This window comes from Microbacterium sp. bgisy203 (assembly GCF_057706945.1).
The window spans coordinates 79,862-106,861 of sequence record NZ_JBYIPF010000008.1 but is presented as its reverse complement, the minus strand read 5'-3'; the positions used below and the strand labels follow the sequence as shown (position 1 = coordinate 106,861).

Genomic DNA, 27,000 nt, shown 5'->3' with positions numbered 1-27,000 from the left:
AGAACTGCGACCATATGCAAGAGCACCGGAGGAGAATGAGCGATATATCTACGAGACGCTCAGTATGCGAACTCTCAGTATGCGAACTCGGGGTGCACCTCGGCGACGCCCGCCAGCTCGTCTCGGACGCGCGCCCAGAGTTCCCAGCCGCGCGCCAGCCATGCGGCCTCGTTCGGAAGCGCTTCATCGACGTCACGCCGGCCCCACTGCTCGTTCCATTCAGCCACGTCTGCGCTGAGGGCGGGGGACAGCCCCAAGAGAAGCGAGTCGGCCGGGTAGTTGTCGGTGGAGCTCTCCCACAGCGGGCCGCCCACCCATTCCGGGAACATCCTGACCACCCGCAGCCCGTTCGGGAGCACGATCGGGTCCCCGCGGATCGCGCGGCGCGAGAGGTAGCGATTCTGCATCTCCGCCCGCGCTCGCCACTGCGTCGGCGTGGTGGGCGCATCGTTGTAGTCGTAGCCCGACAGCCACGTGAGGCCGCGCACCCCGTCGCGTTCACCGACGAGCGCGAGCGACCACAGCCCCTCGTCGTCCGACTCGCTCGCGGCAACCAGCGCCTGAGTCACCGTGCAGTCCCAGAGGTCCATCGTTCGAACCGCGCTTCCCGCCCCCGTGAAGAGGGAGAAGCGAAACCGAGGCTGGTCGTCCTCCCACGCCGAGTCGCGCTCATCGACCTGCTCGCTCTTCATGCCGCGAGCCTACTCAGCCCCCCGGAACCCTCAGCCCCGAGCAGCCACAGCCCCCCGGAACCCTCAGTGGCCGGAGAGCCAGACCGTCGTCTCGCCCGGCACCGCACCCGCCGACCCCGAGCGGCCACTCGACACCAGCACCTCTCCGGCATCCAGCGCGAACGGCTCCGTACCGAAGTTCGTGACGACCTCCCACCCGTTCGGGCGGCGGAAGTGCAGCACGTCGGCACGACCGGTCTCGATCCACTCGAGGTCCTCCGCGGTCTGCAGCTCATGCCGCAGCGCGAGCGCGCGCCGATAGAGCGACAGCGTCGAGTCGGGATCGCCGTCCTCCACCGACACCGCGTACTCCGCGAACCACGCCGGCTGCGGCAGGTGCGCGCCGTCGTCGCCGAATCCGAACGAGGGACCGGACGCCGTCCAGGGCAGCGGCACGCGTGCGCCGTCGCGACCGAACTGCTCCTGATGCGTGCGGAAGAAAGTCGGATCCTGACGCTGGTCGGCGGGGATCTCCGCGACCTCGTGCAGCCCCAGTTCCTCTCCCTGATACAGGTACGCCGACCCCGGAAGCCCCAGCACGAACAATGTCGCCGCGCGGGCGCGGCGCTCGCCCGCCGCACGGTCGAGCACGCCCTGGTCGGCGCCGGCCTCGAGCCATCCGCCGCCGTGGCGCTTGGGCACGGCGCTGTCTTCGGGTGGAACCGGCAGCCCGTATCGCGTCGCATGCCGGAACACGTCGTGGTTCGACAGCACCCAGGTGCTCGACGAGCCCGATCGGGCGGCGAGGGCGATGTTGCGGGTGACGATGTCGCGGAATTGCGCGGCGTCGAAGTCGGCCACGAGCAGATCGAAGTTGAACGACTGGCCGAGACTCGTCGGGCTCGCATACAGCGGCACCCGATCGGAGGCGACCCACGCCTCGGCGACGGCGGTGCGCGGCGGGTCGTACGAGTCGAAGACCTCGCGCCACTCGGCGTACACCCCGTGTACGTCGTCGCGATCGAGCAGCGGGTGCGACCCGTCGACCGGCATGTCGGCGAGCTCGGCGGCCGAGGGCAGCGGCTCGGTCAGGTCCTTCGTGAGCATGTGGGCGACGTCGATGCGGAACCCGTCGACGCCGCGATCCGACCAGAAGCGCAGCGTCTTCACGAAGTCGGCCCGCACCTCCGGGTTCGCCCAGTTCAGGTCGGGCTGTTCGATCGCGAAACTGTGCAGGTACCATTGCCCGTCTTCGACCCGCTCCCACGCGCTGCCCCCGAATGCGGCGGTCCAGTCGGTCGGCGGCTCTGCTCCATCGGGGCCCGACCCCTCGCGGAAGATGTACCGGTCGCGGGCCGCCGACCCGCGGCCTGCCGCGAGCGCCTCCTGGAACCAGGCGTGCAGATTCGAGGTGTGGTTCGGCACGATGTCAACGACGACCTTCAGCCCCCGTTCATGGAGCGCCGTGACCATCGCATCGAAGTCGTCGAGCGTCCCGAGGCGCGGGTCGACGTCGCGGTAATCGGCGACGTCGTATCCGCCGTCCGCGAGCGCCGACGGGTAGAACGGGCTCAGCCAGACCGCGTCGATCCCGAGCGATCCGAGATAGTCCGCACGCGAGAGGATGCCGGGGATGTCGCCGATCCCGTCGCCCGAGGCATCCGCGAAGCTGCGCGGATAGATCTGGTAGACGACCGCCTGGCGCCACCACGGTGCGGTGTCGGCGGTGCTGTCGTCGCGGATGAGCTCATCGGGGAGAGTCACGGAGAGGAGTCCTTTCGGGTCGGGGTGGATCGGTGGAATCGGTGGATCGGTTGGATCGGTGGAATCGGCAGATCGGCGAGACGGATCCGCGACCGGGCGTCAGCCCTTGACGGCGCCCTGCGTGACGCCCTCCATCACCCAGCGCTGCGTGAACAGGTAGGCGATGATGGCGGGCGCCATCGCCATGAGGTACGACGCGAAGGCGACGTTGTAGTTGTTGCTGAACTGCGTCTGGAAGAGGTTCTGCCGCACCGGAAGCGTCTGCAGCGCCGGATCGGCGATGATGAGCGAGGGCATCATGAAGTCGTTCCAGGCGTACAGGAAGGCGAAGATCCCGACCGTCGCGCTCATGGGTGCCAGAAGCGGGAAGATCAGCCGCCAGAACGTCTGCCACGTGCTCGCCCCGTCGACGCGGGCGCTCTCCTCGAGCTCGATCGGGATCGAGCGGAGGAACGCGGTGAACAGCAGCACGCTGAAGCTCAGCTGGAACATCGTCGCCAGCAGGATCACGCCGAACGGGTTGTCGAGCCCGACCCGACCGGTCAGCTGGATCTGCGGCAGTGCGACGACGGGGAACGGGATGAACATCGCCGCGAGCAGGTAGAAGAACGAGTAGCGGAACAGTCGCCGGTCCCAGTTGCGCACGATCGCGTACGACGCGAACGCGGCGAGGAGGATCGTCGCGACGACGGTGCCGGCGGTCACGAGCAGCGAGATCGCGGCGCCCACGGGGAACTTCGTCAGGTTCCACGCCTGCACGAAGCCCTCGATCGAGAGAGGCATCGGCAGCGAGAACGCGTTGCCGTCGACGGCCTGACCGGTCGTCTTGAACGCCATCGAGATCGTCACGTACAGCGGCAGCAGCACGGTCACCGAGCAGAGGATCAGGATGATCGTCGTCGACCAGTTGACCCGCTCGGGGCGGCCGGATGCCGTGTCGCGCCGCTTCTTGCCGCCCTGGGTCGCGACGCCGCCGGTGGTCAGTTCCGTGTCGGCCTGCTCGAAGGCGAGGGCCGGTTGCGAAGTGGTCATCAGACCTGGTTCCTTCCGCGCGTGAGCGAGAGTTGGAGGATCGAGATGAGCACGGCGACGATGAAGAAGATCGTCGCATTGGCCATCTGGTAGGCGTAGTCGCCGCCGTTGAACCCGGCGATGATCGTCATCGCGATGCTCCGGGTCGCCGTGCCCGGGCCGCCGTTCGTGAGGCCGACGATGATGTCGTAGGCGTTCAGGAAGCCCTTGAAGCCGAGGATCATGTTGATCACGACGTATCCCGCGACCAGCGGCAGCGTGATGCGGAAGAGCTGCTGGCGCTTGCTCGCCCCGTCGAGATCGGCCGCCTCGTAAACATCCGCCGGCACCGACAGGAGCCCCGCGATGTAGATGAGGAGAGCCCCCGGGATCGCCTGCCACGCGGTCACGATCACGATCGCGACCCACGCGAGGTCAGGGTTCGCGAGGATGCTCGATTCGAGCCACGGGATGCCGAGGGCGGAGCCGGCGGCGGGGAGCGAGTTCGAGAACAGGAAGTTGAAGACGTAGGCGATGATGATGCCCGAGATCACCATCGGGATGACGAACACCGTCCGCAGGCCCGTCTTGAAGCGGATCTTCGACGTGAGTCCGACGGCGAGGAGGAACGCCGTCACGTTCACGACGATCACGGTCGCGATCGCGAAGCCGAATGTGAACAGATAGCTCTGCAGGATCGCCGGGTCGTTGAAGAGGGCGATGTAGTTCGTCAGGCCGATGAAGTTCCAGTCGCCGATGCCGATCGAGTCGGTGAAGCTGAAGAAGATCCCGATGACGCCCGGCACGGTGATCGCGAGGGTGAACAGGATGAGCGTCGGGAACAGGAAGAAGTAGTAGATCGGCTCGACGCGTCGCCGCTTGTGGCGGATCGGGGCCTGGGACCCCGTCGTGACGGTGCTGGTCGCGGTCATTGCGACGACTCCTTCGGCTGAGAGGTCGGCTGCGAGCTGGCCTGAGGGTTCGGTTGGCGGAACGCGAGGCGCGCCCAGTCCTGGTCCATCGTCCGCAGGGTGGATGCCGGGTTCGCCCCGAACACCATCGCCTGCGCGTAGTTCGAGACGGGGATCGTCTTGGGGACGAGCACCGAGGGACCCTGGTAGACCTTTCCGGCGTCGTAGTAGGGGATCATCCCGGCCACGCGGGGGTCGGTCGGCGGCTCGGCATCCTTCAGCGGTGAGAAGCCGAGCTGCGACTCGTTGTACGCCTGGATGCGGTCGGGCTCGTAGAGGTACTCGAGGAAGTCGCGCGCCGCCTCTTTGTGGTGCGAGCCCTCCGGGATCATCGCGGCGAGGTCCATGTTGACGCGCACCGCGTTGTCGTCGGGGTCGTCGGTCATCGGCAGCGGGAAGGTGCCGAGCTCGAGGTCGGGCGCGGTCTTCGCGATCTCGCTGAATGCCCAGGGTCCCTGAAGGTACATCGCGGCCTCACCCCGCCCGAAGGCGAGGTTGCCGTCGCCGTAGCCGCGGCTCTCGGCGTCGCTGTTCACGTAGGTCGACGTGAGCTGCAGCATCTTGTCCATCGGTGCGGCGAAGTCCTTCTGGAACGACACCTCCGAGTCGGGACCGACGTCGGCCCCCTCGGCGTTCAGGCGGGTGAAGAAGTCGAGCACGTCGATCGAACCGCCGATCGAGTAGTCGTACCAGCCCTGCGCGATCGTCCAGTCATCCTTGAACGTCGCGTAGAACGGCGTGATCCCGGCGGCCTGGAGCGCATCGCAGACCGCGATCAGCTCGTCCCACGTGGTGGGCACCTCGAGGCCGTTGTCGGCGAAGATCTGCGGGTTGTAAATGACCGAGGCGGCCATGACGGAGTACGGCAGCGCGCTCGTGCGTCCTTCGCACGTGCCGTACTGGGCGAGGAGCGGCTCGAGGTCGTCGCGGATCGTGCCGGCGGCGTCCGTTCCGGAGAGGTCGGAGAGCGCGCACCGCTGCACGAAACGGGCTACTTCGAAGTTGTAGTTGGCCAGCATGATGTCGGGCGGGTTGCCGCGCACGAAGCTCGCCGAGACGACGTCGACGCCGGAGGTGTCCATGACGACGGTCACCTTGTCCTGCGAGGCGTTGTAGTCGGCAACGGTCTTGTTCATGAAGTCGAGCGCCTCGCGCTTGCTGAACGTGAAGCGGATCGTCTCACGGCCGTCCGACGAACACCCGGCGAGGAACGTCCCCGCGAGCGCCACCGATGCGGCCGCGGCGACGATCCGCCAGACCCGCCGAGATCTTCCAGACACCATCGTCCTCCGTCGCATCCTCGAGAGAATGATCATCCGGCGAATAGATTTAGTCGCCAAATCAACTTGCTACGGGCAATATTGCTGTGTCTCCGAGGAAAGGTCAACCCCTTGTCGTCCGCCGCTCCCGCGTCCGCCCCGCTCCCGACCAGCGCCGAGGCGATGTGGCGGTACGCCTGGACGGTGCGCGAGTTCACCGCGAGCGACGCGATCGCCGCAACCGGTCTCACGCGCTCGACCGTCATCGAGGCCCTCGACGGGCTCGTCGCCCGGGGTCTGCTGCGCGAGCTTCCCAATGCCCGGAACGCGGGGGAGTATCGCAAGGGCCGCCCCGCCCGGCGATTCGAGCTGCGCGACGATGTCGGCGTCCTCATCGGCGTCGACGCCGGACGCGCGCACGTCACGGTCGTCATGACGGACCTCCGCTCGCGGGAGATCGTCGCGCGCCGCGTCGACGCGGACGCCCTCAGCGAAGACGTCGACGTGCGCCGCCGGCTCCTCACCGACGCCGTCGACGACACGCTCGCCGCCGCCGACCGCGGGCGCGCCGACGTGCTCGCGATCGCGGTCGGCGTGCCGGCGCCGGTCGATGCCCGGGGCGCGTCGCCGCGGCATCCCGACGGCTTCTGGGACCTCATGAACCCCGGCCTCGTCGACCTCTTCGGGTGGGCGCCGCTCGTCCGCATCGACAACGACGCGTCCCTCGCGGCCGAGGCCGAGGGTGCGGTGGGCGCGGCGATCGGATGCCGGGACTACGTCACCCTGCTCGCCGGCGAGCGCCTGGGCGCGGGGGTCGTCGTCGATGCGCGCATCCTCCGCGGAGCGCACGGCGGCGTCGGGGAGATGATCGCCCTCGACCACGTCGAAGGGGTCGGGAGCGCGTACGGCCTGGGTCATGTCGCGGCCCAGTGGGCGCGCGACGAGATCGCCGGCGGCACGATCGCACACGACTCGTCGATCGGTCGGCTGGGTGACGACCTCGACGGCAAGCACGTCCTCGCGCTCGCCGAGGCGGGCGATGCGGATGCCGCACGCATCGTCGACCGGCTCGGGGCGCGACTCGCGCGTATCGTCGTCGTGCTGGGGAGCGTCTTCGACCCGAGCCGCATCGTGATCTCCGGTGCCGTCGCGGAGGGGGCGGGACTCGTCGTGACCGCGGCGCGCGCGCACCTCCCGACCGATCTGCACATGCCGGCGCCCGAGATCGTGGCGTCGACGCTCGGCGCGGGCGTCGTGGTCATCGGCGCGGTCGCGGCCGCCGCCTCGCTGACCCGTGAGCGGCTGCTCGGCGTCTACTGGGGGTCTACTCCGCGAGCGCCGGGTCTGAGGTGACGGCGACGTAGGCCCAGACATCGAGCTCGGTGGGCGCGAGGGAGGCGATGATGGCGCGGCGCACGTCGTCCTCCTGCGCGATGCTCCACGAGCCCGGAGGCACGACGAAGTCGACCTCGACGTACACCTTGTGGCCGACCTTGCCGGCCCGCAGGACGGGTTCGGGCAGAGCGAACCGCGCGCGCACCTCGTCGACCGCCGCCGCGATCCGCCTCGCGAGCTCGGGCGAGGGCGCGCCCTCGAGGAGTTCGTTTACCCCCGTGCGGACGAGGCGAATCGGGATGACGGCGAGCACGAGGCACGCGATGATCACGAGGGCCGGGTCGGCGTATCTTGCGAGGTCGCGCGCGGAAGTGCGCTCGAGCACCAGCACGACCAGCGCCCCGACGAACATGATGACGCTGAGCACCGTGCCCGCGCGCCACTGGGCGGCTTCGGCGACGACGAGGTCGGAGCCGCGTGCCGCGCGCTGCAGCCACCACGCCACGCCGAAACCGATGAGGGCCGTGGCGAGACCGTAGATCGAGATGACGACGACGTTCACCTCGCTGCCGCCGTCGCGGATGACGACGAGCGCATCGCCGAAGGCGAGGATGAGTGTTCCGGCGAGCGCCAGCCCCTAGATCACGACGACGAGGGGGGCGAGCGCATCCCGCCCGCACGGATAGCGTCGGGTCGGACCGGATGCCGCGGCGCGCGCCGCCTGCAGCGACGCCCACGAGAGGATCAGGCCGATGGCCATGTAGGTTCCGTCGAACAGGATGATGCGGATGCCGCTGACGACGCCGAGCACGAGCGCACCGGCGGCCATGACCATCGACGCGATGAGTGAGACGAGCAGCGCGCGCCGTTCGCGGTGTCGCCGCTCGGCCAGCGCGGCAGGGGCGGGCGGCATGTCGGTCACGGCGTCTCGCCTCCGCTCGCGGACCCGAAGGCCCGGTCCCAGTCCTGCAGCTCCTTGCGACGCCCGATCAGCCCGTCGAGCGACACCTGGAAGTGCAGCCCGCGGCTCGCGTTGACCTGGCGGATGTTCTCCAGCAGCTCGGTCGAGACCGCCTCGACGGCGCCCTGCACCTCGCGGGTGCGCTCGCCCGGATCGTCCCAGAGGTCGGGGTGGGCGAGGATGTCGAGCAGATAGTCGCGGCTCACGGCTGCCGAGAGCTTGCCGAGCTTCGCCGCGTATTCGACTTCGGCCAGGGAGCGGTCGCCGCCCCCGTCTGGTGACCTGCCCCGCGAGCCACCCCGCGACCCGCTCCGCCGATCGATGCGGGCGAAGAGCTCCTCGGTGTTCGTCGCGATCGCCGTGAGCTGCTGCGCGGTCTCCGTCGCGACGGGGTTTCCCTGGGCTCCGACCGTCGCGTACTCGCGTGAGAGTTCGCGCAGCGTCGCGACGTGCGGGCGCACCTCGGCCGGAAGGGCACCGGATGCCGGACGGCCGCGCCGCTGTGACCGAGAGCGCCGCCGCAGCGCGACGATCCCCCCGCCCACGGCGAGCAGCGCGGCGACGGCGAGCGCGATCCCGACGACCAGGCCCCCGTCGACCCCACCGGTCGCCGGGGAGGTGCGTGAGGCATCCTCGACCTGCTGCACCGTCTCGACGAGCGCCTGCTGCGTCGATCCGGCCTGGGCCTCGGCCTCGTTCGCGATCCGCATCGCCTCGCCGCTCGGAAGGGCGCGCGACCCGGCCGAGAGGTCGTCGCCGACCGCGACGATGATCGTGTCGTAGTCGGTCTGCGCCGCCAGCTGCGAGACGATCTCGCGGCCCGACGCTTCGAGTGCGGCGTTGTCGGAGAAGACGGCGACGCCCACCGAGGCATCCCCGATCTGATCCTGCACCGCCTGCGCGATCGCACCCGCGTCGGCCACCTCGGACGACACCCAGACGTGCGAGGTCTTCAGGCCGGCGACGGCGTCGTCGATGTACCCGCCGGAGTCGACGTTCGCGTGGATCTCAGAGGACATCGCGCCGAACCCGTCAGAAGTTGTTGATCACCGAGGCGAACACGAGGTCGATCTTCTCGGGGTCGGAGGCGTCGAACCACTGCCCGCCGGTCGCGTCGGCGATGCGGGCGAGCACGCTCGTGTCGGCCCCCTCGCCGTAGGCGATCGGGAAGATGCGGACGGGAGCGTCGTCGCCGCCTTCACGGGAGCTCTTGCCGATCTTGGCGAGCAGCGAGTCGAGCGAGATCGCCGAATCGGTGTCCTGCCCGTCGGAGAGGACGACGATCGCGTTGATCCTGCCCGGCTGGGCGCGCGCGGACATCTCGTCGTACGCCGCCGCGATCGCGTCGTAGAGCGGCGTCCCCTCGCGGTCGGCGTAGCGGAGGTCGTTGAGCGAGTCGCCGAGCAGCTCGCGGTCGGAGCCGAGCGCCGTGACGTCTCGGAGTTCGACGATGCCGTTCGCCGGCCCCGTCGTGAACGCCCAGACCCCCACCTCGTCGCTCGAACGGAAGTGGTCGAGCGTCGACTGCGCACCCTCGATCGCTCCGTCGAGCTTCGAGCGGCCGTCGCCGATCGGATCGTCCATCGACCCGGAGATGTCGATGAGTTCGAGCACCGACGAGGGCTTGCGGATCTGCGCCCACTGGTCGATCGCGGCCGACACCACATCGACGCCCGGGCGCGGGAGCGTGACGGCGGGCTTGTCGGCATCCACCCCGTACTCCGCCGTGAACAGCTTTCCGAGCGGCACGCTCTCGTCCAGCGGACGGAAGCCGTACTCCGGCAGGATCTCCTGCGCCGGCTTCGTCTGCAGGAACGCCGCGAACGCCTCGCCGGCCGTGCGCTGCTCGTCGGTCACCCACGAGGCGCCGAGCACCGTCACTGGGTTATCGGACCACATCGACCCACCCGACGGGTACACCGCGACGAGCTTCTCCTTCGGGGGAACGAGCTTCTCGCCCGGCTCGACGGTGTGCGAATCGGCGTTGCCCTGGTTGTAGTTGAGGAGAGAGGTCTCTTCGAGCGCGATCGCCGAGACGTAGCCCGACCCGCCCGACCCGTTCTGCGTGTCGTCGTAGAGGGTCGTCAGGACCTTGCCGGTCGTGTCGCCGTAGTGGATCACGCACTCCTCGAACGCGCGCGAGAAGTCGGCCGAGGCGGCGACGTCGTCGGCGGTGAGGTCGCTCGTCTTGCCCGAGGCGGCGTACGACTGCATGAGGATCGCCGACAGTCCCGTCGTCGACGTGTTCGGGTTCGTCTTCGAGATCTTGAACGACCCCCACACCGACTTCCCGACGCTCCCCCAGCCGTCGGGATCGGTGCAGAGCTTCTCGAGGTCGGGGATGCCGATCTCGGCATCCGGCCAGCCGAGCGCCCGCGCCATCGTCTCGGGCATGCCGAACACGACCGGCGTGTGCGTGAACGACGCCGGCTCGCCCCGGAGTGAGGGGGATGCCGCGGCGGCGACGCGCTCGGTCCACACGGTGGATGCCGGCGACCACATCGTCGGCCAGCGGCGTTCGTCGGCCGCGGGCCAGTCGCCGCCCGCGGACAGGATGCGCGCGGCCTCGCCGCTCGACACGTTGATCGGGCGGACGGTGGCGCACTCGTCGAGCGCCTCGTGCTCGGGGGAGTCCTTGAACGCGTCGGCGAGCGCGTCGAGCATGTTGACCTTCTCGGACGAGGTCGCGATGACCACGCTCGTGCACCCGTCGTCGGCGAAGTCACCGTCGTCACCGCCGCCATCGTCGGCCCGCGGGGAGCACGCGGCGAGCGTCACGAGCGATCCGGCCACGAGCAGGGCGAGACCCGCTCGCCAGCCGCGGCGCGCTCCGGCTCGCACGTCCGCTTCTGCGAGGTGTGGCGTCGCTTTCATGCAGTCAGCTTAGGGGTCGGGCCGTGGCGGGCGTCGGTGGCAGAAGGTAGCGTCGGCGGCAGTCGACGGAACGCACCCGATCGACCCGATCCACGCGGGAGGCTCACGGTGAGGCCGCTTCGATACTCGATCAACATCACGCTCGACGGATGCGTCCACCATGAAGCCGGCGTCGCCCCCGATGCGGAGTCGATGGCCTACTGGACGCGGGAGATGGAGCGCGCGGACGCGCAGATCTTCGGCCGAGTGACGTACGAGATGATGCAGGATGCCTGGCGACGGCCGCCGTCCGGCGTGTGGCCGGACTGGATGGAGGAGTGGGAGCACCCCTTCGCCGACGCGCTCGACCGCGCGAAGAAGTACGTCGCGTCGAACACGCTCGCCTCCGTCGACTGGAACGCCCAGCTCCTCTCCGGCGACACGGGCGCCGTCGTCGAGCAGATCCGCCGTCTCAGAGCCGAGCCGGGCGAAGGTCTTTCGGTCGGGGGTGTGACGCTGCCGCTCGCGCTCGCCGACGCGGGCCTCATCGACGAGTACGCCTTCATGGTGAACCCCGTGATCGCCGGCCACGGGCCCACTCTCCTCGCGGGGCTGCGCGACCGCGTCGACCTCGAACTGGTCGATCGCCAGGACTTCGCGTCGGGGGCGTTCCTCGTGCGCTACCGGCCGGTGAAGGGGAAGGCGGGGCTCGCGTGAAGCTTCTCCTGACCTCGGGCGGCGTCACCAACGACAGCATCCGCGCCGCGCTCGAGGGTCTGCTCGGAAAGCCGATCGACGAGGCCGACGCGCTGTTCATCCCGACCGCCCAGTGGGGGCATCCGATGTGCTCTCCGGCTTCCGTGTACCGATCGATCGTGGGGCGGGGCGAGGACTGGCTGACGAATCTCGGCTGGCGCTCGCTCGGGGTGCTGGAGCTGACGGCGCTGCCGTCGATCGGCCGCGAGCGGTGGGAGCCGTGGGTGCGGGATGCCGACGTCCTCTTCGTCGACGGAGGCGAGGCCGTCTACCTCGCGGACTGGATGCGGGAATCGGGGCTCGCCGACCTGCTGCCCGAGCTCGACAGCGTCTGGGTGGGGGTGAGCGCCGGGAGCATGGCGCTCACACCGCGGATCGGCGAACACTTCGTCGAACGCAGGCCCGGAGAGGGTGACGCGACCCTCGGCGTCGTTGACTTCTCGATCTTCCCGCACCTCGAGTACCCCGGCTGGAGCGAGAACACCCGCGACGTCGCGGCGCAGTGGGCGCACGATCTGCTGTCCGAACCCGGCATGCCGTCCACGGCATACGCGCTCGACGACGCGTCGGCGATCGTCGTCGACGGTGACCGTGTCGAGGTCGTGTCGGAGGGCGAGTGGGCGGTGTTCGGGCCGGGGGTCTAAGCGCCGGCGGGGCGCCGTGCGCGCCGCGACACGAGCAGGCACAGCGCTCCCGCGGCGGCGATCGCCACGACCGCGAGCACGGTCACGGCACTCCAGCCGCCGCTCTCCCACAGGTGCGTCGACGCCGTGCCCGACAGGGTGCTGCCGAGGTAGTAGACGAGGAGGTACGCGCTCGAGGCGCGAGCCGTGGAACGCCCGACCGCGTGCGCGCGACCCACGACCCAGCCCGTCAGGATCGAGTGCGTGCCGAGGAACGCGAAGGTGAGGATGCCGAGGCCCGCGAAGACGGTGATCGCACTCGGCACGAGGAGCACGCCGATCGCGACGAGCATCGCCCCGACACCGACGAGGGTGGCCGTGGCGCGTCCGCGGCGCGCGGCCACGCGGCGGAACAACGTCGGCGCGGCGATACCGAGCGGATACGCGAGGTACACGAGAGCCTCCGCGGCGCCGAGGGAGAACGGCGGCGCGTCGAGACGGAACGAGACGGCGTTGTACAGGCCGACGAACACCGCCATGTTGAGCGCGCCGATGAGGCACAGCACGAGGATCACGGGGTCGCGCAGCGACGAGAGCGCGCCGCCGAGCAGGTCGCGCACCGTCAGCGACTGCGCCGGCGCGCGGTCGCCCGGCAGCAGCGCCCACACCACGACGCCGATCGCGACGCTCAGCGCGCCCAGCACGATCGTGACGAGCTGCCACCCACCGAGTGCGGCGAGCGGCAGGGGCGCGAGCCGCCCGAGCGCGCCGCCGATCGCGGTGCCGGTGATGTAGGTGGCGTTGGCCTCGAGCTGCGCGTCGTCGTGGACGACATCGCGGAGGTAGGCGATCGCGACGGCGGGTAGGGCCGCGAGCGCGACGCCCGCCCCGGCGCGGAGGAGGAGGAACACCTCCCAGGTCGGCGACAGAGCGCTTGCCGCGGTGAGGATGCCGGCGATGACGAGCGACCCGCCCATCGTCGGCACGCGGCCGAGCCGATCCGAGACGGGCGCCGCGATGAGGAGCCCCAGCATCATGGCGGCGGTCGCGACCGAGAGCGCGAGTCCCGTCGACCCCACCGAGACGCCGAACGACTCCGCGAGCTGCGGCAGGAGCGGCTGCGGGAAGTACACGGCCGCGAAGTTCGCCAGCCCGCCCGCCGCGAGGAGCAGCAGGATCCTCCGGTACTGCGGCGTGCGGCGCGAGACGCGCGCGATCGACCCGGTGCGGGTGAAATCGAGTGCGGCGGCCACGGCATCCACGATCCTCCTCCCCGCGTGATGAGCGAAATGACGCAGGATGCCGTTTCAATGCGTTCCGTACATCAGCGTCGTACGATCGCTCCATGGACGAGCAGGCGCTGCGGATCTTCCTCTCCCTGACCGAGACGGAGAACACCCGCAGCACGGCGGCCGAACTGCGCGTCGACCAGTCGACGGTGTCGCGGGCGCTGGCGCGGCTGGAGGCATCCGTCGGCACGCGCCTGTTCGCCCGCATCGGCAAACGGCTCGAGGTGAACGCGCGCGGCGTCGCGTTCCGGGCCGACGCGGCGGCGGTGCTGGATGCCTTCGACGCCGCGCGCCGCCACGCCGACACGATCGCCGAAGACGGGCGACTCCTGCGGGTCGGCTTCCTCCACTCCGTGGCGCGGTGGATGGTGCCCGCGTACGTCCAGGAGTTCCGGCGCCTGCGGCCCGACGTCCGCGTGACGCTGCGACAGGGTTTCGCGCGCGACCTCTACGGCTGGCTCGAGGTCGACGCGATCGATGTGGCGCTGTGCACGGGCCCGCTCCCCGCGGCCGAACCTCGTCTCACCGCGGCGGGCGTGCACTGGGAGCCGCGGGTGGAGGAGCCGCTGTGCATCGCCGTTCCGACCGGCCATCCGCTCGCCGCGTCCCGCCGCGCCGGGCCCGCGGCGCTCGCCGCCCTCGAGGGCAGGACTTCATCGGATTCTCGCGCATCGCGGAGCTGCGGACGGTGGTCGCCGACGTCCTCGCGGATGCCGGGGTGCGCGTGACGACGACCTTCGAGTCCAGCGAGATCGACACGATGCGCAGCCTCGTCGCCGGAGGGCTCGGGGTGTCGATCCTGCCGCGGACACCCGGCCGTGCCGACCCCGGTGTGGTCTACCTGCCGCTCGACCCGGCTCGGGCGCGCGTGCTCGGCATCGCGTGGAGCGACTCGTCTCAGGGCGTCGACGACGCCCGTGCGCTCGTGTCGGCGACGTCACCGCCGTGAGTACCGCCGCCGTGACCTCCGCGTGAGACCGGGGTGCGCCAAACGAGCACGACCACGATCCCGACGAGGATGACGGCGGTCAGCGCGATCGGCACGGGGATGATCGGGTCGATCAGCACGAGCACGGCGCCTGCCGGCACGACCGTGTTGACGATGCGGTCGCCGTGCGGGCGGATCGCGAGGATCCAGACGCCCAGGATGAAGATCGCGATCGGAATCGTGTAGGCGAACGACGCCCACGGCATGGTGAGGTGGCTCTCGCCGGTGATGACGTCGATCTCCACCTCGATGCCCGCCGACAGCGCCGCCGCCGCCGCGAGGATGAAGTAGTGCCCGTACCCGTAGCGGATCGATTGGCGGAGTGTGCCGATCGCCTCGTGGTGCGGCGGCCAGAAGTAGATCCACCACAGCGCCGCCGTCACGACGAGGGTCAGCACCGAGATCTCGACGAGCGGCAGGATGTCGTCGGTCTCATCGAGCGCCTCGATGATCGCGTTCGCCGAGGCGAGGAGGCTCTCACCCAGGACGATGAGGGTGAACAGTCCGTAACGCTCGGTGATGTGGTGCGGATGCCAGGGCGTCGTTCCCCGGCGCTCGGCGACCACCGGCACGGCGAGCTCGGCGGCGATGAGGAACACGAGGGCGAACGGGAACACCTCGTGCGGCAGGAGGAGCGACAGCAGCCACAGCGCCTGCACCACGGTGATGCCGATCGCGTACGTGAGCGCCGTCTTCCGGAGCCTCTTCGATCCGTGGGCGGCGCGCAGCCACTGGGCGACGAGGGCGAGGCGCATGACGACGTACGAGAAGATCAGCACCCGGAAGTCCTGGTGCTCGAAGGCCGGTTTGATACCGGCGGCGAGCACCAGCACCCCGCCCATCTGCACGATCGTGCACACCCGGTAGAGCCAGTCGTCGGTGTCGAACGACGTGGCGAACCAGGTGAAGTTCATCCACGCCCACCAGATGCCGAAGAAGACGATGAGGTAGTTCGCGATGCCGTCGGCGATGTGCCCGGCGGTCAGCGCATGGTGCAGTTCGTACGACGCGATGCTCACCGCGACGACGAACACGAGGTCGAAGAACAGCTCGAGCGACGATGCCGCCCGGTGCGACTCTCGCGCGTCGCGCGGGCGCATCGGCACGAGCCGGAAGCGCGTGAGGTCCCGTGTCATGGTGTCAGCATCACCTTCAGCGCCTCTCGCGCGTCCATCGCGACGTAGCCCTCCGGAGCGTCGGCGAGGGGAAGCGTGCGGTCGAAGACGCGCCCCGGATCGATCGCCCCGTCGAGCACCCGCGGGAGTGCGGCGTCGATGTAGGCGCGGACGGGCGCCGGTCCGCCGGCGATCCGGACGTTCTTGTAGAAGAGCTCGCGCACGAGAGGCATCTGCGAGAACTGCGGCAGTCCGACGCGCGAGATGACACCGCCCGCCCGGACGATCCCGGCCGCCTGTTCGAACGCGGGGAGGAGTCCCACCGCCTCGATCACGACGTGCGCTCCCTCGCCGCCGGTGAGGTCACGCACCTCGGCGACGCCCTCGTCGCCGCGCGCCGCGACCACCTCCGTCGCCCCGAAGTGCACGCCGAGCGCGGTCCGGTCGGGGTGCCGCCCCATGAGGATCACCCGCTCCGCGCCGAGCTCGCGCGCCGCGAGCACCCCCGACAGTCCGACCGCGCCGTCGCCGATCACCGCGACGGTCCGCCCCGGGCCCACGTCGCCGACGTGCGCGGCGTGGTACCCGGTGAGGTACACGTCCGAGAGGGTCAGAAGCGACGCGAGAAGCCCGGGATCCGCGGCATCCGGATCGACGTCCGGCACTTTCACGAGCGAGCCGTCGGCCCACGGGATGCGGGCGAGGGATGCCTGGAGCCCGCCCGTGTCGGGGCGCCCGTAGTAGCCGCCGTGGACGCAGGAGGTCTGCAGGCCCTCGCGGCAGTACACGCACGTGTTGTCCTGGAAGGCGAAGGTCGCGATGACGAAGTCGCCCGGGCGGAGCGTCCGCACGTCGGCGCCGACCTCCTCGACGACCGCGATCAGCTCGTGCCCGACCGGGCGTCCCCGAGTCCCCTCCTTCTGCGAGTGGTAGGGGTGCAGGTCGGATCCGCAGATGCAGGAGCGGACGGTCCGCACGATCGCGTCGGTCGGGTGCTGGATGACGGGGTCGGGTGCAGTCTCGACGCGGACGTCGCCGGCACCATACATGAAGGCTGCGAGCATGCGCTCAGTCAACCGCGTGCGCGGCGTTCAGTCGAGAACGAGTCGCACGTCGGGGTGGCCGGCGAACACGTCGAGCACGAGGTCGAAGTAGGTCTGGCCGTTCCCGGCATCCAGCTCGGCGAGGGCGGTGGTGAAGCGTTCCACGTGGAACGTCTCCGGGTGGGCGAGCTTTTCCGCGTAGTACTCCCGCGTCGCGGTCGCGCCCAGCGCCGCACGGACCCGCGCGGACTCGCGCACGACGATGACGGGGTGCTCGACGTCCGCGAGAGCGCCGAATCCGCCGTAGAGGAGGTCGTCGAGGGCGTCGAGGCTCGGGCCGAGCGTCCAGTCCTCCCCCGACATCAGTACGCGGTTCACCTCATCGTAGAAGGTCGCGATGCTCTGGATGCGGGTGCCATCGAGCACGAACGTCGTGGGATCGCTCACGCGGCGAGGCTACCGTTCAGGTGGCCTCGATACACTCTCCTGTGCCCGAAAACCCGTCCGCGCCCGCGCCCGAGGCGCCTTCCGAGGCCTCCGCCGCGGCTCCCGGATCCGTCGACCCCGCTGAGCTCGAGATCGCCCTGCGCGTCATCGCCGCCGCCGCCGACCTCGACCCGGAAGACCCCGACTACATCGCCCTCCGGCGCGCGACCGGCAAGCTCTACAAAGACGTCAAGCGCCAGGCCCGCAAGGACAAGCGCCAGCGCATCGCCGACGCCGACCGCGCCGTCGTCGCCGCGACCGCGACCGGGGCGCCCGACCGGATCGACGACGAGACCCGCGGCATCCCGCTCGCCGCCCGCACGGCCGCTCCGACGGCGGGCGAGCTCATCAAGCCGCGCGCGTGCTACATCTGCAAAGAGCTGTACACGACGGTGGATGCCTTCTACCACCAGCTCTGCCCCGACTGCGCGGCGATGAGCCACCAGAAGCGCGACGCGCGCACCGACCTCACCGGGCGCCGGGCGCTGCTGACCGGCGGCCGCGCGAAGATCGGCATGTACATCGCGCTGCGGCTCCTGCGCGACGGAGCGCACACGACGATCACGACCCGCTTCCCCCGCGACGCCGTACGGCGCTTCTCGGCACTGCCCGACTCGGGCGACTGGATCCACCGGCTGAAGGTCGTCGGCATCGACCTGCGCGACCCCGCGCAGGTCATCGGCCTCGCCGACGCGGTCGCCGCCGCCGGGCCTCTCGACATCCTCATCAACAACGCCGCCCAGACCGTCCGCCGCTCCGCCGGCGCGTACAAGCCGCTCGTGGATGCCGAGCTGGCGCCGCTGCCGACCGGGCCGCTTCCCGAGCTCCTCACCTTCGGGCACACCAACGACGCGCATCCCCTCGCGCTCGCCCAGTCGGTGTCTTCGCACCCGATCCTCGCGGCGGCGGCGCGCGACGCGGATCAGCTCACCGCCGAGGCCCTGACCTCGGAGGCACTGGCCGCCGGATCGTCGTCCCTCGAGCGGCTCGCGGCCGGCACCGCGATCGACGCGGGCGGGCTCGTTCCCGACGAGCACCACGTCAACAGCTGGACTCAGTCGGTCGATCAGGTCGAACCGCTCGAGATGCTCGAGGTGCAGCTCGCGAACATGACGGCGCCGTTCCTGCTCGTCTCGCGCCTGCGCCCCGCGATGGCCGCCTCGACGGCCCGGCGGACCTACGTCGTGAACGTCTCGGCGATGGAGGGCGTCTTCGGCCGCGGCTACAAGGGTCCCGGCCACCCGCACACGAACATGGCGAAGGCGGCGCTCAACATGCTGACCCGCACGAGCGCGCGCGAGATGTTCGAGACCGACGGCATCCTGATGACGGCCGTCGACACGGGCTGGATCACCGACGAGCGCCCGCACTTCACGAAGGTGCGCCTCGCGGAGGAGGGCTTCCACGCGCCGCTCGACCTGGTGGACGGCGCGGCGCGCGTCTACGACCCGATCGTCCGCGGCGAGGCAGGCGAGGACCTGTTCGGCGTCTTCTTGAAGGATTACCGCAAGAGCTCGTGGTGACCGGCGACCGTCGGGGTCAGGCTTCCGGCAGGAAGTAGGTGCGCGCGAGCGGCGCGACCTCGAGCTCGGATGCCTCGGCGCGCGTGATCCAGCGGAGCTCGGCGATCTCGGCATCCGGCACGGGCGTCTGCGCGCCGATGTCGACGCGGAAGACGTCCGCGACCACCAGGAACCCGGGCTCGTTCGCCGCCGACGCGGTGAACTCGCCGAGCGGCTCGAGGTCGTTCTCGTCGAGGCGCAGACCGAGCTCTTCGCCCAGTTCGCGCACCAGGGTCTGCGCCGCCGTCTCGCCCGGCTCGGGCTTACCGCCCGGCTGCATGAACGCGGTCGTCCCGCGCTTGCGCACGAGCAGACGCCGTCCGTCCGCATCGGTGATCACCGCCGCCGAGACGCGGATCTCGCGGGCCGGCGGCGACGGTCGGTTAGTGGATGGAGGCATCGGCCGCTCCCGTCCGCCACGCGTGGAAGCGCACGGTGAGGCCCCCGCGCGTCGGTGCGGCGACGAACGGTCCCGCCGCCGCGGTGAGGGATGCCGGGAACGGTGCGACCCGGAGGAGTCGAAGCGGCTCGCCGACGACCGCTGCCCGGACGATGAGGGCGTCTCCCGTCCGGCTCACGCGGACGCGCACACGCTCCCCGAGCCACTCGGGCACCGCCCCCACCGACCAGTCGGAGAACCCGTCGGTGACGACCGCTCCCGCCCCCAGCACGCCGTCCGCATACTCGAGTCCCGCCTTCACCCAGCGCTGCGCGTCGACGCGTACGAACACGCCCGCCTGGTCGAACTGGGCGGAGAAGTCGGCGGTGAACTCCACCTCCGCCGCTGTTCCCGCAGCCAACGGTGCGACGAGTGCGTGCTCGCTGTCGTGGACGAAGCCGTACGCGGTGTGACGCCAGGCGTCGCTCGACGCGGCCGCCGCGACGACGAGGTCGTCGCCGTCCTCCCGGGCCGAGACGGGCGGGTGCGTCCAGGTTCCGTCCGCCCAGGCCCGCCGGGTCGATGCGTCTGCCATCGTCCCATCGTGGCACGGGTCGGGGGCGACGCGAGCGCCGTCCCCGACCCCTCGCCGTAGGGTGGATCCATGCCTCGCCTCGCCTCGCGTCCGCTCGTCCGCCGCGATCCGGAAGACCTCGGCATCCCGGCCCCGGCCTTCCTCGCCCTTGCCGACCGCCTCGAGGAGGAGGGGCTCGACCCCCACGCCCTGCTCGTCGCCCGACACGGCGAGGTCGCGTTCGAGACGGCGTGGGCGCCGTACCGGCTCGACCGGCCCGCGCTCGTGTACTCGGCATCCAAGACCTTCACCTCGCTCGCGATCGGCTTCCTCGCCGACGAGGGGCGGCTCTCGCTCGACGGCGATGCGGGTGCGATTCTCGGGGTCGAGGACCCGGCCGGCATCACGGTGCGGCACCTCCTCACGATGAATACGGGGCACAGCGGCCCCCAGATCGACGCGATCGGCGACGACCCGCGGCGTCTCTTCTCGGTCGCACCCGAGCACGCGCCGGGGACGCACTTCGCGTACAACTCCCCGGCGACGCACGCCCTCTCGGCGATCGTGACCGCCCTCACCGGCGACCCGCTGACGGTGTATCTCCGCCCGCGCCTGCTCGACCCGCTCGGGATCGGCGACCGGTGGATGCGTCCCTTCGGCGGCATCGAGCACGGCGCCTCGGGGTTCCACCTCACGGTCGAGGACCTCGCGCGCACCGCGATCATGCTCGGCGACGGCGGTGTCGTCGACGGCGCAGGGGTCGTGCCCGCGTGGTACGTCGAGGAGCTCAGCCGCCCCTGGTCAGACACCGCGGTGTTCGACGGCCCGGCCGCGGCCGAGGGCGAGGTGGGCGACTGGTCGCTCGGCTACGGCTACCAGGTGTGGCGCGGCCGGCACGGCTTCCGCCTCGACGGCGCGGCGGGGCAGTTCGGCCTCGTACTTCCCGAGCAGGGCCTCGTCATCGCCTACCAGGGCGCGACCTTCGACACGCAGGCGACGCTCCGCGCGTTCTGGGCGTTCGTCGAGGCGGTCGAGATCGCCGATGCCGCCGGCGGCGCCGGCCCGGAGAGCCCCGCGTCGCTGGGGGAACCGCGCGACACGTGGGACGCCCGCGAGACGCTCGTGATCTACGACGGCGTCCCGCTCGACACGGAGGGTCTCGTCCTGGTCGACGACAGCGACGGGTGGGTGCTGACCCTTCCCGGCGTCGGGGAGTTCGCCGTCGGCAGCGAGTGGCGCGAGACGGTGTTCGGCTCGCAGGAGAATCGGGCTCCGGAGGCCTCAGACGGCCATGGCGGCCGCCCCGCGAGCGAAAACTCCTGCGACACGAACGCCGCGACCCACCTGACCCTCGCGACGCGCGGCGAGGAACGCTCCGACGGGTCGGTGCTCGTCCACGTCGTCGACACGACGTCACCGCACCGTGTCATCGTCGTCCGCGAGCCGGACGGCGGCGAGCCGGACGGCGCGCTCCGCGCCGGCTGGCACGTGCCGCCGCTCGGCGGCGGGTGGGCGGCGCTGCGCGTACCGGCATCCGTCACCGGCACCGCCGTTCCGACGACGGCCGCCGCGGAAGGCGTCACGACGCACGCCGCCGCTCTCCTCCTCGACATGGACGGCACCCTCGTCGACTCGCACGCCGTCGTCGAGCGCCTCTGGACCGAGTGGTCGCTCGCGCACGACGTCGACCCGGAGCGCACGCTCGCGATCATTCACGGGCGGCAGGGTCAGGACTCGATGGCGATGCTGCTCCCCGACCGCCCGCACGAGGTGAACGTCGCCGAGAACCGCGAGCTCCTCGCCGCCGAGACCGCCCAGACCGAGGGCGTCGTCGCGATCGACGGCGCGTCCGCCCTGCTCGAGGACCTCGAGCATCTCCCACATGCGCTCGTCACCTCCGCGACGCGCGAGCTGGCGGCCGCACGCATGGGCGCGGCGGGGCTGCGGATGCCTCAGACCACCGTCACCGCCGAGGACGTCGCCCGCTCCAAGCCCGACCCGGAGGGCTTCGTCGCCGCGGCGGGCCTGCTCGGCGTCGATCCGGCGGACTGCATCGTCGTCGAGGACTCGCCGAACGGCATCGCGGCGGGGCTTGCGGCGGGCATGCGCGTGATCGGCGTCGGTGCTGCGGCGGAGGCCGCGGCGGATGCCCCCGACGGAGCGACCTGGGTCGTGCCGGATGCCTCCGGCATCCGCGTCTCGCCTGCCGCCGACGGCGGCCTCGAGGTCACGATCGCGCCCTGAGGCGCGCCGTCAACGCTCGCTCGTGGCCGCGGCATCCACCGCGGCGTGGCCCTCGCTGAAGCTCAGGTTCTTGCCGAAGGCCTTGCCGATGACGAGCACGATCCCGACGATCACGAGGCCGATGGCCAGGCCCGCGATCGCGGAGAGGAGCGTGTCACCCAGCCAGACGACGACGGGGCCGGCGGGCTCGAGGACGTGCTCCACGGCGTGCAGCACATCGAGGGGCGCGTGCCAGCCGACCTCGGCGAGGTTGGCGATGACGAGATGGCCTCCGACCCAGAGCATCGCGATGGTTCCGATGATCGAGATGGTGCGGAAGACCGCGGGCATCGACCGGACGATGCGGGTGCCCGTGTGCCGGACGCGCTCCGACGAGCTCTTCGCCATCTTCAGCCCGATGTCGTCGAGCTTGACGAGCAGCGCCACGGCGCCGTACACGAGCGCGGTCATCGCGAGGGCGATGAGGGCGAGGACGGCCAGGCGCGTCCAGAAGTTGAGATCGGCGTCGATGTTCGACAGACCGATCAGCATGATCTCGGTCGAGAGGATGAGGTCGGTGCGGACGGCTCCCGCGACGAGGCGCTTCTCGTCGCGCGCCCCCTCGTCGTGGCCGCCGTGGTGGAAGCCGAACCACTCGAGCACCTTCTCGGCGCCCTCGAAGCACAGGTACGAGCCGCCGACGATCAGGAGCCACGGCAGCACCCACGGGGCGAAGGCGGTCAGCAGCATCGCGATCGGGATGATGACGAGGAACTTGTTCGCGAGCGACCCGAGCGCGATGCGCCCGACCACCGGCAGCTCCCGCGCCGGGCTGAGGCCCTGCACGTACTGCGGCGTGACGGCGGCGTCGTCGATGACGACACCGGCCGACTTGGCCGAGGCCTTGAGAGCGGCGCTGAGGATGTCGTCGACGACGGCGAGAAGACCCACGGACATGCGTCCAACAGTACCGCCCGTCCACCCGCGCACCGGGCGCGGTCGCTGGCGTCACAGGTGCACCGCCTAACGTGGAGCACTCGCCCCACCCACCCCCACCGCCCGAGGAGGAACATGCAGGACACCTGGATCCGCTTCGCCATCGCCTTCGCTGTCGCGGTCGTCGCCGCGGTCGCACTCACCGCGCTCGTCGCCCTGGCCGTGCGCCTCCTGGCGCGTCGGCAGGCCTGGCCGCAGTCGCTCGTACGGAACGTGCGACGACCGTTCCGTGTCGTCGTGCTCGTGATCGCCCTGTGGATGTCGTTCGCGATCGCCTTCCCGTTCGCCGGGGAGGGCGACCGGGATGTCCTCGACCATGTCTTCACGATCCTGCTGATCCTCGGATCGGCGTGGCTGCTGAGCGGCCTCGTGGCCTTCGCGACCGATCTCACCCTCGGGCGCTACCGCATCGACGTCCCCGACAATCGGGTGGCGCGGAAGGTGCGCACGCAGACCCTCATCGTCCGCCGCCTCGCGATCGCCGTGATCGTGGTCATCGCGATCGGCGCGATCCTACTGACCTTCCCCGCGGTGCGGACGTTCGGGGCGAGCCTGCTCGCCTCGGCGGGCATCGCCTCGATCGTGGCGGGCCTCGCGGCGCAGTCGGTGCTCGCGAACGTGTTCGCGGGCGTGCAGATCGCCTTCAGCGATGCGCTGCGCGTCGACGATGTCGTGGTCGTCGAAGGCGAGTGGGGCCGGATCGGCGAGATCACCCTCAGCTATGTCGTCGTCGATCTGTGGGACGACCGCCGCCTCGTGCTGCCGTGCACGTACTTCACGACGCAGCCCTTCCAGAACTGGACCCGGCGGGGCAGCGAACTGCTCGGATCGGTCGAACTCGACGTCGACTGGCGGGTGTCGCCGGCGCGGATGCGCGCACACCTCGAAGAGGTGCTCGCATCGACCGACCTCTACGACGGCCGCGCGAACGTGCTGCAGGTGACCGACGCGGTGGGTGGGTACGTCCGCATCCGCATCCTCGTGACGGCGAAGGACGCGCCGACCCTCTTCGACCTGCGGTGCGTGGTGCGCGAGGCGATGGTCGCGTGGGTGCAGCGGGTGGCGCCGGACGCGATCCCGACGCAGCGCGTGATGATGACGGAGTCGGCGGATGCCGCGGTCGACGACATCCTTCCGGACGAGCCCATCACCGAGCCGGTGGGTCTGTTCACCGGCAGCGCCGAAGCGGAGGAGCGCGCCGCCGCCTTCACGCAGTCCATCCCCATCGTCGACACGGACACGCATGCCGACGCGGATGCCGACGCCGCCCGACCCGCCGCCGGGAGTCGCTGACCCGTCGCGCGGGCGACCCCCTGCGCAATCGGGGCCGGTATTCGGGCTGATTCGGACTTGCCGTCCTCGAATCGATTCGATAATCTAGGAGTCCGGGCGCCTCGTCGAGGCGTCCTTCGGCATTCTCCGCCGCTCGCCCCCTCGCTCCCGTCTCGAAATCCGGTCGCTCCGTCATGACCCGCATCCTCACCACCGGCAGCCCGTGGCGCGTCATCCTTGCGTTCTCGGTGCCGCTGCTGATCGGCAACGTCGTCCAGCAGCTGTACCAGGTGGTCGACGCGATCGTCGTCGGGCGCCACCTCGGCGTCGACGCGCTCGCCGCGGTCGGCGCGACCGGCGCGCTGCTGTTCCTGCTCCTCGGCTTCACGTGGGGCATGACGAGCGGATTCGCGATCCCGACGGCGCAGGCGTTCGGTGCGCAGGACTTCACCGCGGTGCGCCGCTCGGTGGCATCGGGCACGATCCTCTCGGCCGCGACGACCGTCGTCCTCACGGTGCTCGCCCCGCCGCTCGCCGGTGCCGCGCTCATGCTCCTGCAGACGCCGCCCGAGCTTCTCGAGAATGCGACCGTGTTCGCACAGATCAGCTTCCTCGGCGCGGGCGCGATGGTCGCGTTCAACTACCTCGCGGCGATCATCCGCGCGATCGGCGATTCGCGGACGCCCCTCGTCTTCCTCACGATCGCCTGCGGCATCAACGTCGCGCTCGTCATCATCATGGTCGGACCCCTCGGATGGGGCGTCGCCGGCGCCGCGCTCGCGACCGTCGTCTCGCAGGCGATCTCGGTCATCCTGTGCCTCGAGTTCGTCCGTCGCCGCGTGCCGGTGCTGCACGTCGGGCGCTTCGACTGGCGGGTGACCCGTGCCGACCTGGCGGCGCATCTGCGTCTCGGTCTGCCGATGGGGTTCCAGGCATCCATCATCGCGATCGGCACCCTCACGGTGCAGGTCGCCCTCAACAACCTCGGCGCCGACGCGGTCGCCGCCTACACGACGGCGTCGCGGGTCGACGGTCTCGCGGTCGCGCTGCTCCAGTCGATCGGCCTCGCCGCGTCGATGTACGCGGCGCAGAACCTCGGCGGGCGCCGCCCCGACCGCATCCGCCGCGGCGTGCGCCAGGCGCTCGGGATGGCCATCATCGCGGCGCTGGTCCTCGGCGCCCTGCTCATCGCGTTCGGCTCGTCGCTGGTGCGGCTGTTCGTCGGCGACGGGTCCGATCGGGTGGTCGCGCTCGCCGCGCTCATGCTGCTGGTGAACGGCGTCACCTACCCAGCGCTCGCTGTCCTCTTCGTCCTCCGCGGCACGCTGCAGGGGCTCGGCAACGCCGTCATCCCGACCGTCACGGGCGTCGTCGAGCTCGTCATGCGCGTGACCGCGGCGATCCTCCTCGGCCACCTGTTCGGGTTCGAGGGCGTGGTGTGGTCGAATCCCCTCGCGTGGGTCGGCGCGTGTCTCATTCTCATTCCGGCATACGTCGCCGCCGACCGTCGCCTCGCGCGCCTTCCGGTCGATCCGGTGCAGGCGACCCCGACGATGGCGATCCCCGTGATCGGGCCGACCGACGGATCGATGGTGGTGGATGCCGTCGTCACCGCGCCCATTCCGGTCGTACGCCGGAAGGGGCGCGCCGCGCGGAGGGGAGAGCGCGCGGCGCGGAAGAGCGCCCGCAAGCTCACCCGCGCAGAGTAGCGTGGGCCTCGCCCCGCGCCGCCCGTGCGCCGGAGCGAGGAGGTCGACATGAAGGCCGTGTTCGAGGACACCGTGATCGCCGAGGCGCCGCGCGAGGACCTCATCTCCATCGAGGGCAACTGGTACTTCCCGCCGTCGAGCGTGAACACCGCGTACCTCACCGAGAGCCCCACGCCCTACACCTGCCCGTGGAAGGGCGAGTGCCAGTACTTCACCCTGCAGATCGACGGCACGGAGCTGCCCGACCGCGCATGGAGCTACCCGCACCCGTACGCGTCGGGAATAGAGCGCGTCGGAAAGGACTTCTCCGGGTACGTCGCTTTCTGGAAGGAGATCCGTGTCATCGATTGAGCACGCTCCCGGCGCCATCCCGCAGCTCACCGAGATGCCCGCGCCGCAGTTCATCATGGTCGGCGACGGGCTCCGCATCGCCACCTACTCCTGGGGAGAACTCGACGCGCCCGTCGTGGTGGTCGTCCACGGGTTCGCCTCGAGCACGAAGGACAACTGGGTGGCGACCGGCTGGGTGCGCGACCTCCTTCGCGCCGGCTATCGCGTGATCGGCCTCGATCAGCGCGGCCACGGTGCGAGCGACAAGCCGCACGAACCGGGCGACTACGACCTACGCCAGCTCGCCGCCGACGTCGAAACGGTGCTCGACACGTACCTCGTCGACGAGGCGTTCTACGTCGGCTATTCGCTGGGTGCGCGCGTCGGCTGGGAGGTCGTTCAGGACATCTCCGACCGGATCCCGCGCGCCGTGCTCGGCGGTGTGCCCGACGGCATCCCGCTCGCGCGCCTCGACATCGATCAGGTGCGCGCCTACGTCGAGGACGGGACGCCCGTGACCGATCCGGTGACGCAGAACTACATCGCGCTCACCGAACGCGTGCCGGGCAACGACCTGCGCGCGCTCCTCGCGATCGCGCTCGGCATGCGGGCCTCCGAGACGATGGATCCCGACCCCGCACACGCTCCCACCCAGCCCGTGATGTTCGCGACCGGTACGGAGGATGCCGTGATCGAAGGCTCCAGGGCGCTCGCCGCCGCGTGCCCCGAGGGCCGGTTCGTCGAGATCCCCGGGCGACACCACTTCAACGCCCCCGGATCGCGCGTCTTCCGCGAGGCGGCCCTCGCGTTCCTCGCCGAGGGCTGAATCC

Annotated in this window: 27 protein-coding genes; 11 read left to right on the top strand and 16 right to left on the bottom strand. The window is 70.6% G+C overall.

Annotated features, from left to right (window positions below; genetic code table 11):
- Nucleotides 1-74 precede the first annotated feature (74 nt).
- The 5 genes from AC3ENQ_RS12075 to AC3ENQ_RS12055 form a co-directional block, all read right to left on the bottom strand.
- Nucleotides 75-692 carry a hypothetical protein gene (locus tag AC3ENQ_RS12075; protein WP_431804915.1) on the bottom strand — a complete coding sequence of 206 codons (618 nt, stop codon included), beginning with the start codon at nucleotides 690-692 and terminating at the stop codon, nucleotides 75-77.
- A 63-nt stretch (nucleotides 693-755) separates the two neighbouring features.
- Entirely contained in the window at nucleotides 756-2,435 is a 1,680-nt protein-coding gene (locus tag AC3ENQ_RS12070; RefSeq protein WP_431804913.1) for a glycoside hydrolase family 13 protein, read from the bottom strand.
- A 99-nt stretch (nucleotides 2,436-2,534) separates the two neighbouring features.
- Nucleotides 2,535-3,467, bottom strand: a complete 933-nt coding sequence (locus AC3ENQ_RS12065; protein WP_431804911.1) for a carbohydrate ABC transporter permease — start codon at nucleotides 3,465-3,467, stop codon at nucleotides 2,535-2,537.
- Nucleotides 3,467-4,378 carry a carbohydrate ABC transporter permease gene (locus tag AC3ENQ_RS12060; RefSeq protein ID WP_431804909.1) on the bottom strand — a complete coding sequence of 304 codons (912 nt, stop codon included), beginning with the start codon at nucleotides 4,376-4,378 and terminating at the stop codon, nucleotides 3,467-3,469. The genes AC3ENQ_RS12065 and AC3ENQ_RS12060 overlap by 1 nt, the downstream gene beginning before the upstream one ends.
- Nucleotides 4,375-5,715 carry an ABC transporter substrate-binding protein gene (locus AC3ENQ_RS12055; protein WP_488185858.1) on the bottom strand — a complete coding sequence of 447 codons (1,341 nt, stop codon included), beginning with the start codon at nucleotides 5,713-5,715 and terminating at the stop codon, nucleotides 4,375-4,377. Before AC3ENQ_RS12055 ends, AC3ENQ_RS12060 begins: the two co-directional genes overlap by 4 nt.
- A 93-nt stretch (nucleotides 5,716-5,808) precedes the next feature.
- Here AC3ENQ_RS12055 and AC3ENQ_RS12050 point away from each other — a divergent pair, with 93 nt between their 5' ends.
- The gene (locus AC3ENQ_RS12050) at nucleotides 5,809-7,029 is read left to right on the top strand and encodes an ROK family protein (RefSeq protein ID WP_431804905.1); all 1,221 of its coding nucleotides are present in this window, start codon (nucleotides 5,809-5,811) and stop codon (nucleotides 7,027-7,029) included.
- Here AC3ENQ_RS12050 and AC3ENQ_RS12045 read toward each other — a convergent pair.
- From AC3ENQ_RS12045 to AC3ENQ_RS12030, 4 genes are read right to left on the bottom strand one after another with little or no spacing between them, the layout of a single operon-like run.
- On the bottom strand, nucleotides 7,001-7,594 hold the full coding sequence (locus AC3ENQ_RS12045; RefSeq protein ID WP_488185859.1) for a cation efflux transmembrane domain-containing protein: 594 nt from the start codon (nucleotides 7,592-7,594) through the stop codon (nucleotides 7,001-7,003). The genes AC3ENQ_RS12050 and AC3ENQ_RS12045 overlap by 29 nt on opposite strands.
- Nucleotides 7,595-7,648: 54 nt before the next feature.
- Complete coding sequence (locus tag AC3ENQ_RS12040) at nucleotides 7,649-7,933, bottom strand: cation efflux transmembrane domain-containing protein (protein ID WP_431804903.1); 285 nt, start codon at nucleotides 7,931-7,933, stop codon at nucleotides 7,649-7,651.
- Entirely contained in the window at nucleotides 7,930-8,991 is a 1,062-nt protein-coding gene (locus tag AC3ENQ_RS12035; protein ID WP_431804901.1) for a hypothetical protein, read from the bottom strand. The genes AC3ENQ_RS12040 and AC3ENQ_RS12035 overlap by 4 nt, the downstream gene beginning before the upstream one ends.
- A 13-nt stretch (nucleotides 8,992-9,004) precedes the next feature.
- Nucleotides 9,005-10,846 carry a vWA domain-containing protein gene (locus tag AC3ENQ_RS12030; RefSeq protein WP_431804899.1) on the bottom strand — a complete coding sequence of 614 codons (1,842 nt, stop codon included), beginning with the start codon at nucleotides 10,844-10,846 and terminating at the stop codon, nucleotides 9,005-9,007.
- Nucleotides 10,847-10,954: 108 nt separating this feature from the next.
- On the opposite strand from AC3ENQ_RS12030, the gene AC3ENQ_RS12025 reads away from it, so the two are divergent.
- Nucleotides 10,955-11,542, top strand: coding sequence for a dihydrofolate reductase family protein (locus tag AC3ENQ_RS12025; RefSeq protein ID WP_431804898.1), 588 nt, complete (start codon nucleotides 10,955-10,957; stop codon nucleotides 11,540-11,542).
- Complete coding sequence (locus AC3ENQ_RS12020) at nucleotides 11,539-12,225, top strand: Type 1 glutamine amidotransferase-like domain-containing protein (RefSeq protein WP_431804896.1); 687 nt, start codon at nucleotides 11,539-11,541, stop codon at nucleotides 12,223-12,225. The genes AC3ENQ_RS12025 and AC3ENQ_RS12020 overlap by 4 nt, the downstream gene beginning before the upstream one ends.
- Here AC3ENQ_RS12020 and AC3ENQ_RS12015 read toward each other — a convergent pair.
- Entirely contained in the window at nucleotides 12,222-13,466 is a 1,245-nt protein-coding gene (locus tag AC3ENQ_RS12015; protein ID WP_431804895.1) for an MFS transporter, read from the bottom strand. The two genes, AC3ENQ_RS12020 and AC3ENQ_RS12015, sit on opposite strands and share 4 nt — an antisense overlap.
- A gap of 83 nt (nucleotides 13,467-13,549) precedes the next feature.
- Here AC3ENQ_RS12015 and AC3ENQ_RS12010 point away from each other — a divergent pair, with 83 nt between their 5' ends.
- Both AC3ENQ_RS12010 and AC3ENQ_RS12005 read left to right on the top strand, forming a co-directional pair.
- Entirely contained in the window at nucleotides 13,550-14,221 is a 672-nt protein-coding gene (locus AC3ENQ_RS12010) for a LysR family transcriptional regulator (RefSeq protein WP_431804893.1), read from the top strand.
- Complete coding sequence (locus AC3ENQ_RS12005) at nucleotides 14,182-14,442, top strand: LysR substrate-binding domain-containing protein (RefSeq protein ID WP_431804891.1); 261 nt, start codon at nucleotides 14,182-14,184, stop codon at nucleotides 14,440-14,442. The genes AC3ENQ_RS12010 and AC3ENQ_RS12005 overlap by 40 nt, the downstream gene beginning before the upstream one ends.
- Here AC3ENQ_RS12005 and AC3ENQ_RS12000 read toward each other — a convergent pair.
- Genes AC3ENQ_RS12000 through AC3ENQ_RS11990 form a run of 3 tightly spaced genes read right to left on the bottom strand, consistent with a single transcriptional unit; the run spans nucleotide 14,391 to nucleotide 17,086 of the window.
- On the bottom strand, nucleotides 14,391-15,617 hold the full coding sequence (locus tag AC3ENQ_RS12000) for a low temperature requirement protein A (protein ID WP_431804889.1): 1,227 nt from the start codon (nucleotides 15,615-15,617) through the stop codon (nucleotides 14,391-14,393). The genes AC3ENQ_RS12005 and AC3ENQ_RS12000 overlap by 52 nt on opposite strands.
- On the bottom strand, nucleotides 15,614-16,660 hold the full coding sequence (locus tag AC3ENQ_RS11995; protein WP_431804887.1) for a zinc-binding dehydrogenase: 1,047 nt from the start codon (nucleotides 16,658-16,660) through the stop codon (nucleotides 15,614-15,616). The genes AC3ENQ_RS12000 and AC3ENQ_RS11995 overlap by 4 nt, the downstream gene beginning before the upstream one ends.
- A gap of 27 nt (nucleotides 16,661-16,687) precedes the next feature.
- Complete coding sequence (locus tag AC3ENQ_RS11990; RefSeq protein WP_431804885.1) at nucleotides 16,688-17,086, bottom strand: barstar family protein; 399 nt, start codon at nucleotides 17,084-17,086, stop codon at nucleotides 16,688-16,690.
- Between the two features lie 41 nt (nucleotides 17,087-17,127).
- Between AC3ENQ_RS11990 and AC3ENQ_RS11985 the strand changes: the two genes are divergently transcribed.
- The gene (locus AC3ENQ_RS11985) at nucleotides 17,128-18,648 is read left to right on the top strand and encodes an SDR family NAD(P)-dependent oxidoreductase (protein ID WP_431804884.1); all 1,521 of its coding nucleotides are present in this window, start codon (nucleotides 17,128-17,130) and stop codon (nucleotides 18,646-18,648) included.
- A 16-nt stretch (nucleotides 18,649-18,664) separates the two neighbouring features.
- Here the strand turns inward: AC3ENQ_RS11985 and AC3ENQ_RS11980 are convergent, their stop codons facing one another.
- Both AC3ENQ_RS11980 and AC3ENQ_RS11975 read right to left on the bottom strand, forming a co-directional pair.
- Nucleotides 18,665-19,087, bottom strand: coding sequence for an NUDIX hydrolase (locus AC3ENQ_RS11980; RefSeq protein ID WP_431804882.1), 423 nt, complete (start codon nucleotides 19,085-19,087; stop codon nucleotides 18,665-18,667).
- On the bottom strand, nucleotides 19,071-19,661 hold the full coding sequence (locus AC3ENQ_RS11975; protein ID WP_431804880.1) for a DUF1349 domain-containing protein: 591 nt from the start codon (nucleotides 19,659-19,661) through the stop codon (nucleotides 19,071-19,073). The genes AC3ENQ_RS11980 and AC3ENQ_RS11975 overlap by 17 nt, the downstream gene beginning before the upstream one ends.
- 69 nt (nucleotides 19,662-19,730) lie before the next feature.
- On the opposite strand from AC3ENQ_RS11975, the gene AC3ENQ_RS11970 reads away from it, so the two are divergent.
- On the top strand, nucleotides 19,731-21,884 hold the full coding sequence (locus tag AC3ENQ_RS11970) for an HAD-IA family hydrolase (protein WP_431804878.1): 2,154 nt from the start codon (nucleotides 19,731-19,733) through the stop codon (nucleotides 21,882-21,884).
- Between the two features lie 9 nt (nucleotides 21,885-21,893).
- Here AC3ENQ_RS11970 and AC3ENQ_RS11965 read toward each other — a convergent pair whose 3' ends face one another.
- Nucleotides 21,894-22,820, bottom strand: a complete 927-nt coding sequence (locus AC3ENQ_RS11965) for a DUF808 domain-containing protein (RefSeq protein ID WP_431804876.1) — start codon at nucleotides 22,818-22,820, stop codon at nucleotides 21,894-21,896.
- Nucleotides 22,821-22,934: 114 nt separating this feature from the next.
- Between AC3ENQ_RS11965 and AC3ENQ_RS11960 the strand changes: the two genes are divergently transcribed.
- The 4 genes from AC3ENQ_RS11960 (at nucleotide 22,935) to AC3ENQ_RS11945 (ending at nucleotide 26,996) form a co-directional block, all read left to right on the top strand.
- Nucleotides 22,935-24,152, top strand: coding sequence for a mechanosensitive ion channel family protein (locus AC3ENQ_RS11960; protein ID WP_431804874.1), 1,218 nt, complete (start codon nucleotides 22,935-22,937; stop codon nucleotides 24,150-24,152).
- A 173-nt stretch (nucleotides 24,153-24,325) separates the two neighbouring features.
- Entirely contained in the window at nucleotides 24,326-25,840 is a 1,515-nt protein-coding gene (locus tag AC3ENQ_RS11955; RefSeq protein ID WP_431804872.1) for an MATE family efflux transporter, read from the top strand.
- Nucleotides 25,841-25,888: 48 nt separating this feature from the next.
- Nucleotides 25,889-26,191 carry a DUF427 domain-containing protein gene (locus tag AC3ENQ_RS11950; protein ID WP_431804870.1) on the top strand — a complete coding sequence of 101 codons (303 nt, stop codon included), beginning with the start codon at nucleotides 25,889-25,891 and terminating at the stop codon, nucleotides 26,189-26,191.
- A gap of 34 nt (nucleotides 26,192-26,225) precedes the next feature.
- A complete protein-coding gene (locus AC3ENQ_RS11945) occupies nucleotides 26,226-26,996 on the top strand; it encodes an alpha/beta fold hydrolase (protein WP_431804948.1) in 771 nt (256 codons plus the stop codon).
- The last annotated feature ends 4 nt before the right edge of the window (nucleotides 26,997-27,000 follow it).